Source organism: Streptomyces sp. NBC_00388, from assembly GCF_036061255.1.
Taxonomy (GTDB): domain Bacteria; phylum Actinomycetota; class Actinomycetes; order Streptomycetales; family Streptomycetaceae; genus Streptomyces.
Map to the genome: position 1 here is coordinate 5,817,907 of NZ_CP107948.1, position 17,054 is coordinate 5,834,960.

Below are 17,054 nucleotides of genomic sequence, written 5' to 3' on the forward strand. Positions count from 1 at the left end.
GGGCAGCGCCGCACCTTCGCTTGCGGGCCCGCCGGCCCGGAAAGCCCGCCCCGCCCCTTTCCGAACCCGTTCTCCCGGAGCCCGCAGGTGCCCCGGCCCCGGGGCTCGTCGAGGCTGCCCGCTCATGCGGGACCGGTCTCCGTACCCATGCAAACGCGTTGGCAATTCCGTACACATCTCAGGGACGTGATGAACATGCGCAGCATCAGCAGAGTGTCGGCAGTCGTGGTGTCAGGCGCGCTGGCACTGACCGCGCTCACCGGTTGTGGTGGTGGCTCCTCCGCGGAGGGCAAGGACGGCGGCAAGATCAAGATCATGGTGGGGGGCCTGGACAAGGTCATCTATCTGCCGGCGATGCTCACCCAGCGGCTCGGATACTTCAAGGACGAGGGCGTCGACGTCTCGCTGCTCACCGAGCCCGCCGGTGTCCAGGCCGAGACCGCGCTGGTCTCCGGGGACGTCCAGGGGACCGTCGGCTTCTACGACCACACGCTCGACCTCCAGTCCAAGGGCAAGCACGTGGAGTCGGTGGTGCAGTTCTCGCATGCGCCCGGTGAGGTCGAAGTGGTCTCCAGCAAGGCTGCCGGATCTCTCACCGGTCCGAAGGACTTCAAGGGCAAGAAGCTGGGTGTCACCGGGCTCGGTTCGTCCACCGACTTCCTCACCAAGTACCTGGCGGTGCGGGCGGGCGGGAAGAGCGGAGACTTCACACCTGTCGCGGTGGGCGCGGGACAGACGTTCATCGCCGCGCTTCAGCAGGGATCGATCCAGGGCGGGATGACGACCGACCCGACGGTGGCGAACATCCTCGACAAGAAGCTCGGCAAGGTGCTCGTCGACATGCGTACGCCCGAGGGCTCGCAGGCGGCGCTGGGCGGCCCCTACCCCTCGTCGAGTCTCTACATGAACGCCGACTGGGTCGAAGGGCACAAGCCGGCGGTGCAGAAGCTGGTCAACGCCTTCGTGAAGACCCTGAAGTGGATGTCGTCGCACTCGCCCGAGGAGATCGCGGCGAAGATGCCGGCCGACTACGCGCAGGGCGGCAAGGACCTCTACGCGCAGTCCATCAAGGCGACGCTGCCGATGTTCACCAAGGACGGGGTGATGCCGGCCAACGGCCCCGAGACCGTCGAGAAGGTGCTCAAGGCGTTCAACCCCAACCTCAAGAACACCACGGTCGATCTGTCCAGGACGTACACGACGGAGTTCGCGAAGAAGGCCCGCTAGAGCCTGCTGCGGTGGTGATCGATGCGGTGGTGATCGATGCGGTGGTGACCGGTGCGGTGGTGACCGGTCTTCGGGTTCCGTCCCCGCGCGGGGACGGAACCCGAAGACCGGGATGGCTGCTCCCGGCGCCGTGTGCCTACCGGAAGCCGAGGTGCGGATCGGTGCCGGCCAGCTCGGTGCTGGCAGCCCACAGGCCGGTGGCGACGGCCTGGTCGGCCATGTGGGCGGGGACGGGTTCACGCCGTGGCGTGCCCCGGAGGCCGAAGACCCTCGGCCCCCACAACTGCCCTCCCCGCACATCCGGGTCGAGGACGGCGCGGACGACGGGCCAGGCTCCGGCGTCCTTGCCCTGCACCAAGAGCCCCGCAGGCAGGGCCCGTACCCGCTCGCCGGGGGTTGTCCTGTGTACCGGCGGGCGGGAGGGGGTGAGGGAGTCCAGTGCGCCGCCCGGGTGGGCCACCACACTGAGCACCGTGCTGCCGACAGCACGCAGGCGGCGGTCGAGTTCGAAACCGAACGACATCTGCGCCAGTTTCGACCGGCCGTAGGTGCGCTTGGGCCGGTAGTCCCGGGCCGACTGCAGATCGTCCAGGTCGAGTCGCTCGGACCGCGCCGCGAAGCTCCCCACCGTCACGACGCGGCCCGCCGGCGCCGCGGACAGCAGGGGGGCCAGCCACCGGGTGAGCGCGAAGTGGCCGAGATGGTTGGTGCCGAACATCAGCTCGTGCCCGTCCCCGGTCGCCCGGCGGGGCGGGGCGTCGAGCGCGACGCCTGCGTTGTGGACCACCGCGTCGAGTCGATCGAGGTCCAGCCTGTCCACGGCGCTCTTCAGGGACGCCAGGTCGGCGATGTCCAGGCGGAGGTGCTGTACCCGGGCGCCGGAGACCCGTGAGCGGATCGAGGCCATGGCGGCGCCCGCCCTCGTGGCATCCCGGCTGCCCAGTACGACGACGGCGCCGGTGGCGGCGAGCTGCTCCGCGGCGAAGTAGCCGATCCCGGCATTGCCCCCGGTGACCAGGAAGACCCTGCCCTCGGCAGAAGGCAGCCGGTGGACGTCCCAGGGTCGGCTCCGGGGTGAGGAAGACACGATGGCAGGCTCCTTGTGTTCTGGGGCGGCGTGCTCAGGGGAGCATCCGGCCCCCTCAAGATCGCAGCCGCTGCCGACATTTCGCCGACAGGCGTCCGACACCGCACCGCCCCCCGCCACCCTCAAGCCCTCGGTGCGGATCTGCCCGTCGCCGGCCCGTCAGCCCGTCAGCCCGTCAGCCCGCTGCCCCCGTGGCCGCCGCCCGCTGCCCGGCCAGTGCCTCGGGGAGGACGACCGTGAACGCGGCGCCGCCCTCGGCGGCCGAGCCGACTCGGGCGCTGCCGCCCTGCCGCTCGGCGAGTCTGCGGACCAGCGGCAGCCCCAGGCCTCGCTTCCCGTGCGCGGGAAGCTTCTTGGTCGACCAGCCCTCGGTGAAGATCTGCCCGTGCTGCTCCTCCGGTATCCCGGCGCCGTTGTCGCAGACGCGCAGGACCGCCGTGTGACCGTCGGCGATCAGCTCGACCTCGACCCGGGCACCGGGGCAGCCGGACACCGCGTCCAGGGCGTTGTCCACCAGATTGCCCACGATCGTCACCAGCCCCTGCGGGTCGACCAGCCGGTCCGGCAGCAGGGTCGCCGGGGTGAGATACAGGACGACCCCGCGCTCCGCCGCCACGGTGGCCTTGCCGACCAGCAGGGCGGCCAGCAGCGGATCGTGGATCTTCTCGGTGACCTGTTCCGCGGTGGCCCGGTGCGCCCCGACGACCTCGCTGATGAAATCGGCCGCCTCGTCGTGCATCTCCAGTTCGAGGAGGCCGAGCAGGGTGTGCATCCGGTTGGCGTGCTCGTGGTCCTGCGCGCGCAGCGCGTCGATCAGCCCGCGCGTGGAGTCGAGTTCGCGGCCCAGCCGCTCCAGTTCCGTCCGGTCGCGGAGGGTGGCCACGGCGCCCCCGTCGTCGGTGGGCATCCGGTTGGCGACCAGGACACGGCGGCCGCGTACCGCCAGCAGGTCCTCACCCGTCACCCGGCCGGCCAGCACGTCGGTGGTGCGCCCTTCGCCCAGGGCCTCGGTGAGGGGGAGCCCGATGATCTCCGGGCCGAGGTCGAGCAGCCGCTGGGCCTCGTCGTTCATGAGCCGTATCCTGCCGCCGCCGTCCAGGGCGACGACGCCCTCACGGATGCCGTGCAGCATCGCCTCGCGTTCGGCGAGCAGCGCCGAGATGTCGGAGAACGCAAGGTCGTGCATCTGCCGCTGGAGCCGCCTGGAGATCAGATACGCGGCCAGCGCCCCTGCGGCGAGCGCCCCGCCGGCGTACGCCAGAAGCCCCGGGATCGTCGCGAGCAGGTGTGCGCGCACGCTGTCGTACCGGATACCGACCGACACCGCGCCGACGATCCGGTGGTGGCTGTCGCGCAGCGGGACCTTGCCCCGGGCGGAGCGGCCGAGGGTGCCGCTGTCGATCCCCATGACCTCGCGGCCGGCCAGCGGATCGCGGGCGCTGGTCGAGACGGGCTGTCCGATCTCGGAGCGGGTGGTGTGCGACCACCGGATCCCGTGTACGTCCATGACCACGATGTACTCGGCGCGGGTGGCCCGGCGGATGCGCTCGGCCTCGGCCTGCACGGGGCCGCCGGGCGTCGGCCGGGAGGCGAGGAGTTCCGCCGCCAGCCGGGGTGAGGCAGTAGTCTCGGCGATCGCGAGAGCGCGACGCATGGCCTGGTCGTCGAGTTGCGCTCCGAGGGGGCGCAGGAAGAGGCCGGTGGCCAGGACGAGCACCCCGCCGGCCAGGGTCAGCTGCATCAGCAGCACCTGGGAGAACACCCGGCGGGGCAGTCCGATACGACGTTTCCAGGGCTGTCCGGTGTTCATGTGGCAGAACGGTAGAGGCCGCGAGGAGCTACCGGAAGTTCCCAAGGTTACGCAAACCGCTTGCGAGCCTTGCGCTAATCTTGCGTGTATGACGCGACGACTTGCACAGGTGGCACAGAAGGTTGGGGTCAGCGAGGCCACGGTCAGCCGGGTACTCAACGGCAGGCCCGGTGTCTCGGAGGCCACCCGCCAGGCTGTGCTGTCCGCACTCGATGTGCTGGGGTACGAACGCCCTACCCAGCTGCGGGGTGAACGGGCCCGGCTCGTGGGCCTGGTGCTCCCGGAGCTCCAGAACCCCATCTTCCCCGCCTTCGCCGAAGTGGTCGGGGGCGCCCTCGCGCAGCAGGGGCTGACGCCCGTCCTCTGCACCCAGACCAAGGGCGGCGTGTCCGAGGCCGACTACGTCGAACTCCTGCTGGAGCAGCAGGTCTCCGGGGTCGTCTTCGCGGGCGGGCTCTACGCTCAGCTCGATGCCCCGCACGACCACTACAAGGTACTCGCGGACCGCAGGATTCCGGTCGTTCTGATCAACGCGGCCATCGCGCACCTCGGTTTCCCCGGGGTCTCCTGCGACGACGCGGTCGCCCTCGACCAGGCCTGGCGCCATCTGGCCTCACTCGGCCACGAGCGGATCGGCCTGGTGCTCGGGCCCAGCGACCACCTCCCGTCGATGCGCAAGCTGGAAGCCGCCCGGGTGATCGCGGCGGAGCTCGGCGCCGAACTCCCCGACGAGCGGGTCGTGCGGGCGATGTTCTCGCTGGAGGGCGGCCAGGCGGCGGCGGCCAGGCTGCTGGACCAGGGGGTCACCGGGGTCATCTGCGCGAGCGACCCGCTCGCCCTCGGTGCGGTGCGCGCCGCCCGCCGGCGGGGTCTCTCGGTGCCCGGGGACGTCTCGATCGTCGGCTACGACGACTCGGCCTTCATGAACTGCACGGAGCCTCCGCTGACCACGGTCCGCCAGCCCATCGAGGCGATGGGGCGGGCCGCGGTCGAGCTGCTCACGGTGCAGATCGGCGGCCGTGCGGTCCCCTCCGACGAGCTGCTCTTCGAGCCCGAACTCGTGGTGCGCGGTTCCACCGCACAGGTGTCACGGGGTGGGGCGCGCTAGCTGTCAAAAATTTGCGGAATCTGCGCGACATCTTGCGGAGTGCTGCTGTCGGTGGTTGAGTTTGCGCCGCCACACAGCGACGCAGCTGTGGGCTTCCAGCGCTCTTGCCCACAAGGGGACCACCGATGAGAAGCACCTGGTTCCGCCCGACCCACCGCCGTACCGCGGCGGCTGCCCTTGTCTCCGCGCTCGCTCTGACCGCACTGGCTGCCTGCGGCACCAGCAGCAGCGACGACAGCAACAAGGGATCAGGTGGCGGCAGTTCGGACCCGTCCGCTCCACTCGACCCGAAGACCAAGGTCACGCTGACCATGGACTGCATGCCGCCGGCCGCGAAGGCGGCCGAGCTGCGGGAGTGGAAGGAGGACATCAAGGCGTTCAACGAGCAGTACCCGAACGTCACGATCGACGGTAAGTCCACCCCCGGCCAGTGCGAGGAGCCCACGCGCTTCACCGCCGCGCTCAAGGGGAAGTCCCAGCCGGACGTCTTCTACACGTACTTCACCGACCTCCAGCAGGTGCTGGACAACGGCGGAGCCGCCGACATCTCGGCGTACGTGACCCCCAAGACCGTCCCCGCGCTGGGCAGCATCGACCCGGACGTGATGAACGTCCTGAAGAGGGACGGCAAGACCTACGGCCTGCCCACCAGCAACTACACGATGGGCTTGATGATCAACCGCAAGCTCTTCAAGCAGGCCGGGCTCGACCCCAACAAGCCGCCGACCACCTGGGAAGAGGTCCGCAAGGACGCCAAGGCCATCGCGGGCCTCGGCAACGGCATCGCGGGCTACGGCGACTACAGCGCGACCAACCAGGGCGGCTGGCACTTCACCGCCGAGATGTACGGCCTCGGCGGCGACGTCGTCACCCCGGACGGCAGGAAGGCCGCCTTCAACAACGCCACCGGCAAGCAGGTCCTGACGAACCTCAAGACCATGCGCTGGGACGACGACAGCATGGGCAAGACCCAGCTGCTCAAGTGGGGAGATCTGCAGAAGCAGATCTCCACCGACAAGCTCGGCATGTTCCTCGCCGCCCCGGACGACCTCACCTACATGGTCCAGCAGCTCGGTGCCACGTACGAGGACTACGGCATGGGCCCGATCCCCGGCGGCCGGTCCACGCTCTTCGGCGGCAACGACTACATGATCAAGCAGGGCAGTTCCCCGGACAAGATCAAGGCAGCCATCGCCTGGGTCAACTTCAAGACGCTCACCCCCGGCAAGGGGCAGTTCGAGTGGGCGCGCTCCAAGTCCGACAAGCTGCCGGTGGGCCTCCCGCAGCCGAACTTCTGGACCGGGGACACCAAGGCGAAGGACCTCCAGTCCAGGACCGACAACGCGACCATGCCGGTGGAGAACTTCAAGCCGTTCATGGACAACCCCGTCAAGGGCAAGGCCGAGCCGGCCAAGGCGCAGGAGATCTACAAGATCCTCGACAACGCGATGTCCGGCGTGCTGACCAACAAGAACGCCAACGTCGACGCGCTGCTCTCCACCGCTGAGCAGCAGGTCAACCAGGTCCTGGCGAACTAGGCAGCCCGGCACAGCACCGTGTGGGCCGGGACCGGGAGGTCCCGGCCCGGCCCAGCCCGCGAACCGGCGCCAAGGAGAGACGATGTCGGCCCCCACCCTGTCCACCAGCAGCACGGCGGTGAAGCCCCCGCAACCCGCCGGTCCGCAGCCGGCGGCCCGCCGTGAGGTCTTCGTCCGCAACCTGCGGCGCAACCTCTCGGCGCACGGCTTCCTGATCGGCGCCGTGCTCTGCTTCGCCTTCTTCTCTTGGTACCCGATGGTCAGGGAGTTCCTCCTGGCCTTCCAGAAGAACGAGGCGGGCAGGACCACCTGGGTCGGCCTGGCCAACCTGGACTACGTGTTCCATGACCCGGCCTTCTGGCAGGCCTGGCGCAACACCCTGCTCTTCACCGGCCTGGCGCTGCTGCTCGGCTTCCTCGTACCGTTCGTCATCGCGATCGTGATCAATGAGTTCCGGCACGCCCAGGGGTACTTGCGCCTGCTCGTGTATCTCCCCGTGATGCTGCCGCCGGTCGCGTCCGTCCTGCTGTTCAAGTACTTCTACGACCCCGGCTACGGGCTCTTCAACGGCATCCTGCACTTTCTGCACCTGCCGGAACAGCAGTGGCTCCAGTCCACCAGCACCTCGATGCTCTCGGTGGTCATCGCCTCCACCTGGATGAACATGGGCGGTGCCACGCTGATCTACCTCGCCGCCCTGCAGGGCATCCCGGGCGAGCTGTACGAGGCGGCCGAACTCGACGGCGCAGGCCTCCTGCGGAAGATCTGGCACGTCACCGTCCCGCAGACCCGGCTGATCCTCTCGCTGCTCCTGCTGATGCAGATCATCGCGACGATGCAGGTCTTCACCGAACCCTTCCTGCTGACCAACGGCGCCGGACCTGAGGGGTCGACGACGACCGTCGTCTACCTCATCTACCAGTACGCCTTCAACTTCAACAACTACGGCGGCGCCGCCGCACTCGGCCTGGTCCTGCTGGTGCTGCTGGCCGGATTCTCGGCGGCGTACGTCCGGCTGAGCCGCGACAGCGAGAGCTAGGGGTACGACGACGATGGCAGAGCGCACTCTGATCTCACCCGCCCAACTGGGCAGGCCCCGCGGGAAGGCCGTCTACTGGGGCGTCCTCACCCTGGTCGTCCTCTTCTTCACCCTGGTCTTCCTCGGCCCCCTGTACTGGATGGTGACCGGGGGCCTGAAGACCGCGCAGGAGATCGCCCAGTCACCGCCCACCGCCTTCCCCAAGAGCCTCCACCCGGACAACTACTCCAAGGCATGGCACGTGATGCAGCTGTCCAAGCTGCTCCTCAACACGCTCTACTACGCCTTCGGGGCGCTCGCCTTCCAACTGGTCTTCGACGTCGCCGCGGCCTACTCGCTCTCCAAGCTCAGGCCCGTCTTCGGCAAGGCCATCCTCGGGATGATGCTGGCGACGCTGATGATCCCGGCCACGGTGCTTGTCGTACCGCAGTACCTCACGGTGCTCGACGTGCCGCTATTCCAGCGCAACCTGCTCAACTCGCCCTGGGTGATCTGGCTTCCCTCGGTGACGAACGCGTTCAACATCTTCCTGCTGAAGCGGTTCTTCGACTCCATCCCGCGGGAACTGCTGGACGCGGCGTCCATCGACGGGGCCTCGCCGCTGCGCACCCTGCGCTCGGTGGTGCTGCCCATCTCCCGGCCCATCCTGGGAGTGGTCTCGATCTTCGCGATCGTCGGCGTCTGGAAGGACTTCCTCTGGCCGATGCTCACCCTGCCCGACCCGAACAAGCAGACGCTCAACGTCGGTATCTACTCGCTGGCCCAGGGGGTACCCGAGAACTGGCTCATCGCCGCACTCGCCATGGCATCGGCGCCGACGCTGATCATCTTCCTGATCTTCCAGCGCAACATCATGAGCGGTCTGACCGCCGGCAGCCTGAAGGGCTGACCACCGCCTCCGGACCACCTCCCCTCTGCGCTCCGCCGCCGGCTCCGTCCCGGCGCCCCGCTGTCCGGGGCCGGCGGCGGAGTCCCCCCTGCCCGAAAGGACCGTCACGTGGCAGCCATCCCTCCGCCCGAGGCCACTGAGGACTGGTGGCGTTCCGCCGCCATCTACCAGGTGTACGTACGCAGTTTCGCCGATGCGGACGGTGACGGCACCGGCGATCTGGCGGGTGTACGCGGCCGGCTTCCGTACCTCGCCGAACTGGGCGTCGACGCGCTCTGGTTCACCCCCTGGTACCTTTCGCCACTCGCGGACGGCGGCTACGACGTGGCCGACTACCGCAGCATCGACCCTGCCTTCGGAACCCTCGGCGAGGCCGAGAAGCTCATCGCCGAAGCACGTGAGCTGGGCATCCGCACCATCGTCGACATCGTGCCCAACCACGTATCCGACCAGCACGCCTGGTTCAGGGCGGCGCTCGCCGCGGGACCGGGCAGCCCGGAGCGCGAACTCTTCCACTTCCGCCCCGGGCGGGGCGAGCACGGCGAACTCGCCCCCAACGACTGGCCGTCCCAGTTCGCCGGTTCCACCTGGACCCGGGTCGAGGACGGCGAGTGGTACCTCCATCTCTTCGCCCCGGAGCAGCCCGACCTCAACTGGACCCACCCCGTGGTGCGCGAGGAGCACGAGAACGTGCTGCGCTTCTGGTTCGAACGGGGGGTCGCCGGCGTGCGGATCGACTCGGCCGCGCTGCTCACCAAGGCGGACGGGCTGCCCGACTTCGTCGAGGGGCGCGATCCGCATCCCTATATCGACCAGGACGAGATTCACGACATCTACCGCTCGTGGCGGGCCGTCGCCGACGAGTACGGCGGTGTCTTCGTCGGTGAGGTGTGGCTGCCGGACTCCGAGCGCTTCGCCCGCTATCTGCGCCCGGACGAGCTGCACACGGCGTTCAACTTCAACTTCCTGGCCTGCCCGTGGGATGCGGCGCGGCTCCGGACCGCGGTGGAGGAGACCCTCGCGGAGCACGCCCCTGTCGGCGCTCCGGCGACGTGGGTGCTGTGCAACCACGACGTGACCCGCACGGTCACCCGCTACGGACGGCGGGAGACCGGCTTCGACTTCGCGGCCAAGGCCTTCGGCACCCCGACCGACCTGGAACTCGGGACCCGCAGAGCCCGCGCGGCCGCGCTGCTCTCGCTGGCACTGCCCGGATCCGTCTACCTCTATCAGGGCGAGGAGCTCGGGCTGCCCGAGGTGGAGATCCCGCTGGACCGGATCCAGGACCCGATGCACTTCCGTTCCGGCGGCACGGATCCGGGCCGCGACGGCTGCCGCGTGCCGCTGCCCTGGACGGCCGCACCGCCCGCCGCCGAGCCCTGGCTCCCGCAGCCAGAGGCCTGGACGCACTACGCGGCCGAACTCCAGGCGGGGCAGACGGACTCGATGCTCTCGCTCTACCGCACGGCGCTCGGACTCCGCCGGTCGGAGGCCGGATTCGGGGACGGGCCGCTGAGCTGGCTGCCCGCGGCCGACGGTGTGCTGGCCTTCGCCCGCCCCGAGGGGCTCGTCTGCGTCGTCAACCTCGCCGCGGAGCCCGCCGTGCTCCCCGCCCACTCACACGTCCTGCTCCGCAGCGGCCCCCTGGACGGCGGGGGCCGTCTTCCGCAGGACACGGCGGTCTGGCTGCGGGCCTGACTCCGCAGCCGGACCGCCCGCTCCTCCCCGGACGGCTCTCGTGATCCGTCGCACGGTGTCCCCGCTCACCCCGCCGGCGCACGGGGACGGCGACGACCGCGACGGATCACGGCCGGGGCAGGTCCTGCGGCGGGGGAGGGCCGTTGTACTGGCCGCCCGGCCGCAACCGCAGCGGCCGTTCCGCGTACTCCTCCTGCGCGTGGGCGATCCAGCCCGCCGTCCTGGCCACGGCGAAGAGTGCCTCCCCCGCCTCGGCGCGCATCCCCGAGGCCACCGAGAACACGGCGAGCGCCAGATCGACGTTGGCGTGCAGCTCGGTGTGGCGGGCCACGGTCGTCAGCACGTCGCGGGCGGCGCCGAGCGCGGGAGCCGCCGCCGGGACCTCGTCGAGCAGTGCGAACAGCACCCCGGCCCGGGGGTCCTCGCCCCGGTACAGCCGGTGGCCGAGGCCCGGTACGCGCCGGCCGGCCCGCAAGTGGTCGGCGACGACCGGGGCCGCCCCGCCCCGCTCCAGCACTTCCGCGAGCATCCGGTGGGCCAGTCCGCTGGCGGCGCCGTGCAGGGGCCCCTCCAGTGCGCCGAGCCCGGCCGAGACGACGGCGTACGGATGTGCGCGGGCGGAGGCCGCGACCCTCGTGGCCAGCGTGGAAGCGGCCAGGTCGTGGTCGATGAGCAGGACAAGAGCCGCTTCCAGTACGGCCAGTGAGGCCTCGTCAGGGGCGCGCGCGGTGAGCCGTCGCCAGAGCCTGGCGGCCAGTCCTCCGTCCGTACCGTCCTCGTCCGGTGAGCCCTCCGGCGGCAGTGAGCCCACCAGGGTGGGGATCAGGGCGCGTGCCGTCCCGAGGACGGATTCCGGCGAGAGGTCGAAGCGCAGCGGATCGGTCGCGGAGGCGGCGACGGCCGCGGCCCGAAGCCGGTCCATCGCCGTGCTGTGGGCGGGGAGCGCCCCGACCGCCCGTCGCCCGGCGGCCAGAGCCTCGGGCGGGGCGGTGAACCGTACTCCGGGGCGCAGCCTTCCGGTCCACAGCCACTCGGCCACCTCCTCGTAGCCGTACTGCCCGGCGAGAGCGGCCGCGTCCACCCCCCGGTAGTAGTAGCGGCCGGCGTCCGGGTCGATGAGTGTCACCCCGGTGCGGAAGGTCAGATCGGTGCCGGACGGCTGGGCCTCCCGCCGCGTACCGCGCGCGGCCAGCGCCTCGACCTCGGCGGCGTCGAAGGTGCTTCCCCGGCCGCCCGGGGCGCGACGGCTGCCGAGCTGGCCCCGGCTGACGTACGCGTACACGGTCTCGGGCTTCACCCCGAGCCGGTCCGCCGCTTCCCGGGTGGTCAGCCGCCGGGGCTCCGCTGCCGCTGATGGATCGCTCATGTGGCTCACCGTATCCATGTGGAGTGTCCATGTGCAGTACCTATGTTGATTAAATCAATGTTGACAGCATTAGAGTCAATCATGGACAGTCGAATCAAGGAAGAGGGAGCGCGTCGCGAGGCACCCATGAGGCGCACATGAGGAGCAGCTCATACCGGGTGGCCCATGACATGACATGAAGCGGCGCACCGACCAAGGAGGCAGCCATGTCCACCATCACCGCTCCACGAGGGCTCGCGGGTGTAGTCGTCACGGACACCGAGCTGGGAGACGTGCGGGGCCGCGAGGGCTTCTACCACTACCGGCAGTACTCGGCTGTCGAGCTTGCGCATCTGCGCACCTTCGAGGACGTCTGGTACCTGATGGTCCACGGCGAGCTCCCCGATGCCACCCAGCGCGCAGCCTTCACGGCCAGGACCGTCCCGCTGCGCCGGCTCCCCGACGCCGTCCGCGAGGTGCTGCCGGCCCTCTCCCGGGCAGGCGCAGGGCCGCTCGCCGGGCTGCGGACCGCGCTCTCCCTGCTCGGAGCGGAGGCGGACTTCCGGCCGGTCTACGACATCGGAACGGACCGCAGGGTCGCCGACACCCTCGCTGCCTGCGCCGTCGTACCGACCCTGCTGGCCGCGCTGCACCGGATCGGCCGGGGACTGGAACCCGTCGAGCCGCGCGACGATCTGCCCGCGGCGGCCAACTACCTCTACATGATCAGTGGTGAGGAGCCGGACCCGGACCGGGCGCGCGCCGTCGAGCAGTACCTGGTCTCCACCATCGACCACGGATTCAACGCCTCCACCTTCACCGCGCGCGTCATCGCCTCCACCGGCGCGGATGTGGCGGCCTGTCTGGTGGGGGCGGTCGGTGCGCTCTCGGGCCCGCTCCACGGCGGAGCGCCGAGCCGGGCGCTGGACACCCTCGACGCCATCGGCACACCGGAGCGCATCGACCCGTGGATACGGGAGAAGGTGCTGGCGGGGGAGCGGATCATGGGGTTCGGGCATCCCGTCTACCGCACCGAGGACCCGCGCTCGCGGATGCTGCGCGATATCGCCCTGCGGTTCGGCGGGCCCCTCGCCGGTTTCGCCGTCCAGGTCGAGGAGCGGGTGGAAGCACTGCTCGCCGAGCTCAAGCCCGGCCGGGAGCTGCACACCAACGTCGAGTTCTACGCGGGTGTCGTCATGGAGCAGTGCGGGCTGCCGCGCTCCATGTTCACGCCGACCTTCTGTGTGGCGCGGGTGATCGGCTGGAGCGCCAACATCCTGGAGCAGGCCGCCGACTCCAAGATCATCCGTCCTGCCGCCCGCTATGTGGGGCCGCCCCCGCCGCAGCCGGTGCCGGCCGTCGGCTGACCGGCAGGCCACCGGGCGGGAGGGCGCCGGGACCATGCCGGGGGACCGGCCCGGGGCGGCCGGCGCGGTGCCCACAGCCCTTAGGATCGGTGCCCATGTCCAGTAAACCCGTGCCCGTCGTCGTCCTCGCGGGATTCCTCGGATCCGGCAAGACCACGCTGCTCAACCATCTGCTCCGGCAGAGCAGAGGCACCCGGATCGGCGCCGTCGTCAATGACTTCGGTGCCATCGAGATCGACGCGATGACGGTCGCGGGCCAGGTCGACTCGATGGTCTCGCTCGGTGACGGCTGTCTGTGCTGCGCAGTCGACACCAGCGAACTCGACGAGTACCTGGGCCGGCTCTCCCGCCCCGAGCTGCGCATCGACGTCATCGTCATCGAGGCGAGCGGTCTCGCCGAGCCGCAGGAGCTCATCAGGATGATCCTGGCGAGCGGGAACCCGGACATCGTGTACGGAGGGCTCGTCCAGGTCGTCGACGCCGCCGAGTTCGACGCGACCCGCGGCCGCCACCCGGAGACCGACCGCCATCTGGCCCTCGCCGACCTGGTGGTCCTCAACAAGGCGGACCGGGTCGACGCGCAGGACCGCGCGCGGATCCGGGCCGTGGTCGCCGAGCACGCCGTCGGCGTCCCGGTGATCGGCGCCGAGTACGGGCAGATCGACCCGGGCCTGCTGATCGACCGCAGACCGGCAGGCGAACGCGTCGGCCAGCTCTCCTTCGACGACCTGCGCGACGGCGCGGGGGCGGACGGTACGGGCGCCGCAGAGCCGGAAGCCGGGCCCTGCGCGGGTGGCGGGGAGCACAGCGGCCATCTGCACGCGCTCTACGAGAGCGTCGAGTTCGTCTCGGCGGAGCCGGTGAACCCGCGGCGGTTCATGGATTTTCTCGACACCCGGCCCGACGGCCTCTACCGCATCAAGGGTTTCGTCCACTTCGGGGTCCCCGGGCATCCGGAGAGGTACACCCTGCACGCGGTGGGCAACTTCCTGCGTTTCTACCCCTCGCCCCGGGCGGGGGACGAGGAGCCCCGTACCCAACTGGTCCTGATCGGCTCGGGTATCGACGCCGCAGTGGTACGCGACCGGCTGGACGGCTGCCGCGAGAGCGCACCGCAGGAGGTCCCGGCCGAAGCCATGTGGGGTGTCCTGCGCTACGTACCCGGCCTCTCCGAGGGCCCGGGAGAACCGGACGGAACCGAAGAGGCCGGGCTGTCGTACTGAGTGCGGATCAGGTCGGCCGGCGGGCCCGGCCACCGGACCCGCCCGGCGCGGACCCGCCCGGCCACCGGGCCCGCCCGGCGCGGGCCCCGCCGGTCAGGCCAGGAACCGCCGGACTACACCGGTCCCGCGAGCTTCGCCACCGCCGACGTGAGCGGCAGACCCGAGCCGTCCCGGCGCGGGTCCGGTTCCGGCAGTTCGGCCGGGGCGCCGTTCGCTGCTGCGGCCCGCACCGGTGTCTCTCCGGCCCAGGCGAGCACCAGCAGGTCCTCGCCCTTCAGGAAGCGCTGACAGCGCACCCCGCCGGTCGCCCGGCCCTTGCGCGGGTACTGGTCGAACGGGGTCAGCTTCGCCGTACGCACCGAGTCGTCCAGTGTGCCGTGCGAGCTCGCGACCGTGAGGACCACCGCACCGGCGGCCGGGTCCACCGCGGTGAACGAGATCACCTTGGCTCCGTCCGCCAGCTTGATGCCGGCCATACCGCCGGCGGCCCGGCCCTGCGGCCTGACCTGGCCGGCCGGATAGCGCAGCAGCTGTGCGTCGTCGGTGATGAAGACCAGGTCCTCGTCGCCCGTCCGCAGCTCGGCCGCGCCGACGATCCGGTCGCCGTCCCTGAGGCCGATGACCTCCAACTCGTCCTTGTGGGCCGGATAGTCGGGAACGACCCGCTTCACGATGCCCTGTTCCGTGCCGATCGCCAGGCCGGGCGACGACTCGTCGACCGTGGTGAGGCAGACCACCCGCTCGCCGTCGGCCAGTGAGACGAACTCCGCGATCCGCGCGCCGCCCGCCAGGCTGGGGGCGGACATCGTGTCCGGCAGCTGCGGCAGGTCGATGACCGCGAGCCGCAGCAGGCGGCCGGCCGATGTCACCACACCGATGTCGCCGCGCGCGGTCGCCGGTACGGCCGAGACCACCACATCGTGCTTGGTGCGCTTCTGCCCCTCGGTACTGAGCATCTCGGCGGTGGCCGTACGCGCCAGCAGCCCCGTGGACGACAGCAGGACCCGGCACGGGTCGTCGGCGACCTCCAGGGAGGCCGCGGCGACCGGAGTACCCGCCGACTCCAGCAGCACCGTACGGCGGTCGGTGGAGAACTTCTTCGCCACCGCGGCCAGTTCGCCCGAGACCAGTTTGCGCAGCTCCGCGTCGGAGTCCAGGATCCGGGTCAGCTCCTCGATCTCCTTGTTCAGCCGGTCGCGCTCGCTCTCCAGCTCGATCCGGTCGAACTTGGTGAGGCGGCGCAGCGGCGTGTCCAGGATGTACTGCGTCTGGATCTCGCTGAGCGAGAAGTGCGAGATCAGCCGCTCCTTGGCCTGCGCCGAGTTGTCGCTGGACCGGATGAGGCGGATGACCTCGTCGATGTCGAGCAGCGCCACGAGCAGCCCGAGGACCAGATGCAGACGGTCCTGCCGCTTGGTCCTGCGGAACTCGCTGCGCCGCCTGACGACCGAGAAGCGGTGGTCGAGATAGACCTCCAGGAGCTCCTTGAGGCCCAGCGTCAGCGGCTGTCCGTCGACCAGCGCCACGTTGTTGATACCGAAGGACTCCTCCATCGGGGTGAGCTTGTAGAGCTGCTCCAGCACCGCCTCGGGCACGAAGCCGTTCTTCACCTCGATGACCAGCCGCAGTCCGTGCGACCGGTCGGTGAGGTCCTTCAGGTCGGCGATGCCCTGGAGCTTCTTCGACGCCACCAGGTCCTTGATCTTGGCTCGGACCTTCTCCGGGCCGACGGCGAAGGGCAGTTCGGTGACGACGATGCCCTTGCGGCGCGGCGTGACGTTCTCCACGGTGGCCGTCGCGCGGATCTTGAAGGTGCCGCGCCCGCGCTCGTAGGCGTCCCTGATCCCGTCCAGCCCGACGATCCGGCCGCCGGTCGGCAGGTCGGGGCCCGGCACGAAGCGCATGAGGGTGTCGAGGTCCGCGCCCGGGTGCTTGATCAGATGACGGGCCGCCGCGATGATCTCGCCGAGATTGTGCGGGGGCATATTGGTCGCCATGCCGACCGCGATCCCGGACGAGCCGTTGACCAGCAGGTTCGGATAGGCGGCCGGGAGCACGACGGGCTCGCGCTCCTGGCCGTCGTAGTTCGGCTCGAAGTCGACCGTGTTCTCGTCGATCGACTCGGTCATCAGTGAGGTGGCGTCAGCCATCCGGCACTCGGTGTACCGCATCGCGGCCGGCGGGTCGTCGTTGCCGAGCGAGCCGAAGTTGCCGTGGCCGTCGACGAGGGGGAGCCGCATCGAGAACGGCTGGGAGAGCCGCACCAGGGCGTCGTAGATCGACGCGTCACCGTGCGGGTGCAGCTTGCCCATGACCTCGCCGACGACGCGGGCGCACTTCACGTAGCTGCGGTCGGGCCGCAGCCCCATCTCGTTCATCTGGTAGAGAATGCGCCGGTGCACGGGCTTCATGCCGTCACGGGCATCCGGCAGGGCCCGTGAGTAGATCACCGAGTACGCGTACTCAAGGAAGGAGCCCTGCATTTCATCGACCACGTCGATGTCGAGAATCTTCTCCTCGAAGTCCTCCGGAGGCGGGGTCTTCGTGCTGCGGCGGGCCATCGCTGCTGCGGCTCCTTCACGTGCCTGGTCCGGTACTGACGCCGACCATTGTGGACTGTCCCACTGACAACACCGACCGCGACCCGTGCACACCGGGATGGCTCCCGGCTGTCGGCGCGCTTGCATACAGTGGCAGGACTGCATTTCAACGCGGTCAACACA

Annotated in this window: 12 protein-coding genes; 8 read left to right on the forward strand and 4 right to left on the reverse strand. The window is 70.2% G+C overall.

From position 1 onward, the window contains the following. Window positions 1-195 precede the first annotated feature (195 nt). Complete coding sequence (locus OG917_RS26050) at window positions 196-1,227, forward strand: ABC transporter substrate-binding protein (RefSeq protein WP_328320081.1); 1,032 nt, start codon at window positions 196-198, stop codon at window positions 1,225-1,227. Between the two features lie 136 nt (window positions 1,228-1,363). Here the strand turns inward: OG917_RS26050 and OG917_RS26055 are convergent, their stop codons facing one another. Beyond that, window positions 1,364-2,314, reverse strand: coding sequence for an SDR family NAD(P)-dependent oxidoreductase (locus OG917_RS26055; RefSeq protein ID WP_328320083.1), 951 nt, complete (start codon window positions 2,312-2,314; stop codon window positions 1,364-1,366). A 175-nt stretch (window positions 2,315-2,489) separates the two neighbouring features. Beyond that, window positions 2,490-4,124: a sensor histidine kinase gene (locus OG917_RS26060; RefSeq protein ID WP_328320084.1), complete on the reverse strand. Its 1,635-nt coding sequence runs from the start codon at window positions 4,122-4,124 to the stop codon at window positions 2,490-2,492. A gap of 88 nt (window positions 4,125-4,212) precedes the next feature. On the opposite strand from OG917_RS26060, the gene OG917_RS26065 reads away from it, so the two are divergent. The 5 genes from OG917_RS26065 to OG917_RS26085 all read left to right on the forward strand — a co-directional run bounded on the left by OG917_RS26065 (window position 4,213) and on the right by OG917_RS26085 (window position 10,396). Next, entirely contained in the window at window positions 4,213-5,232 is a 1,020-nt protein-coding gene (locus OG917_RS26065) for a LacI family DNA-binding transcriptional regulator (RefSeq protein WP_328320086.1), read from the forward strand. 125 nt (window positions 5,233-5,357) lie between these two features. Next, window positions 5,358-6,770, forward strand: a complete 1,413-nt coding sequence (locus OG917_RS26070) for an extracellular solute-binding protein (RefSeq protein WP_328320088.1) — start codon at window positions 5,358-5,360, stop codon at window positions 6,768-6,770. Window positions 6,771-6,852: 82 nt separating this feature from the next. Further along, complete coding sequence (locus tag OG917_RS26075; protein WP_328320090.1) at window positions 6,853-7,809, forward strand: carbohydrate ABC transporter permease; 957 nt, start codon at window positions 6,853-6,855, stop codon at window positions 7,807-7,809. A 13-nt stretch (window positions 7,810-7,822) separates the two neighbouring features. After that, window positions 7,823-8,698: a carbohydrate ABC transporter permease gene (locus tag OG917_RS26080; protein ID WP_328320092.1), complete on the forward strand. Its 876-nt coding sequence runs from the start codon at window positions 7,823-7,825 to the stop codon at window positions 8,696-8,698. A gap of 108 nt (window positions 8,699-8,806) precedes the next feature. After that, the gene (locus OG917_RS26085) at window positions 8,807-10,396 is read left to right on the forward strand and encodes a glycoside hydrolase family 13 protein (protein WP_328320094.1); all 1,590 of its coding nucleotides are present in this window, start codon (window positions 8,807-8,809) and stop codon (window positions 10,394-10,396) included. 106 nt (window positions 10,397-10,502) lie between these two features. Here OG917_RS26085 and OG917_RS26090 read toward each other — a convergent pair whose 3' ends face one another. Further along, window positions 10,503-11,762, reverse strand: a complete 1,260-nt coding sequence (locus tag OG917_RS26090) for a citrate/2-methylcitrate synthase (RefSeq protein WP_328320096.1) — start codon at window positions 11,760-11,762, stop codon at window positions 10,503-10,505. 206 nt (window positions 11,763-11,968) lie between these two features. On the opposite strand from OG917_RS26090, the gene OG917_RS26095 reads away from it, so the two are divergent. Further along, window positions 11,969-13,108 carry a citrate synthase/methylcitrate synthase gene (locus tag OG917_RS26095; RefSeq protein WP_328320098.1) on the forward strand — a complete coding sequence of 380 codons (1,140 nt, stop codon included), beginning with the start codon at window positions 11,969-11,971 and terminating at the stop codon, window positions 13,106-13,108. A gap of 95 nt (window positions 13,109-13,203) precedes the next feature. Next, on the forward strand, window positions 13,204-14,331 hold the full coding sequence (locus OG917_RS26100; RefSeq protein ID WP_328320100.1) for a CobW family GTP-binding protein: 1,128 nt from the start codon (window positions 13,204-13,206) through the stop codon (window positions 14,329-14,331). A gap of 113 nt (window positions 14,332-14,444) precedes the next feature. On the opposite strand, the gene OG917_RS26105 is transcribed toward OG917_RS26100, so the two are convergent. Next, the gene (locus OG917_RS26105) at window positions 14,445-16,892 is read right to left on the reverse strand and encodes a DNA gyrase/topoisomerase IV subunit A (RefSeq protein ID WP_328320102.1); all 2,448 of its coding nucleotides are present in this window, start codon (window positions 16,890-16,892) and stop codon (window positions 14,445-14,447) included. Window positions 16,893-17,054: the final 162 nt, after the last annotated feature.

Excerpts from the sequence above, each read along its gene's own strand:
- OG917_RS26050 (WP_328320081.1), top strand. The coding sequence starts at position 196 with ATGCGCAGCATCAGCAGAGTGTCGGCAGTCGTGGTGTCAGGCGCGCTG.
- OG917_RS26060 (WP_328320084.1), bottom strand. The coding sequence starts at position 4,124 with ATGAACACCGGACAGCCCTGGAAACGTCGTATCGGACTGCCCCGCCGG.
- OG917_RS26065 (WP_328320086.1), top strand. The coding sequence starts at position 4,213 with ATGACGCGACGACTTGCACAGGTGGCACAGAAGGTTGGGGTCAGCGAG.
- OG917_RS26070 (WP_328320088.1), top strand. The coding sequence starts at position 5,358 with ATGAGAAGCACCTGGTTCCGCCCGACCCACCGCCGTACCGCGGCGGCT.
- OG917_RS26075 (WP_328320090.1), top strand. The coding sequence starts at position 6,853 with ATGTCGGCCCCCACCCTGTCCACCAGCAGCACGGCGGTGAAGCCCCCG.
- OG917_RS26080 (WP_328320092.1), top strand. The coding sequence starts at position 7,823 with ATGGCAGAGCGCACTCTGATCTCACCCGCCCAACTGGGCAGGCCCCGC.
- OG917_RS26090 (WP_328320096.1), bottom strand. The coding sequence starts at position 11,762 with ATGAGCGATCCATCAGCGGCAGCGGAGCCCCGGCGGCTGACCACCCGG.
- OG917_RS26095 (WP_328320098.1), top strand. The coding sequence starts at position 11,969 with ATGTCCACCATCACCGCTCCACGAGGGCTCGCGGGTGTAGTCGTCACG.
- OG917_RS26100 (WP_328320100.1), top strand. The coding sequence starts at position 13,204 with ATGTCCAGTAAACCCGTGCCCGTCGTCGTCCTCGCGGGATTCCTCGGA.
- OG917_RS26105 (WP_328320102.1), bottom strand. The coding sequence starts at position 16,892 with ATGGCCCGCCGCAGCACGAAGACCCCGCCTCCGGAGGACTTCGAGGAG.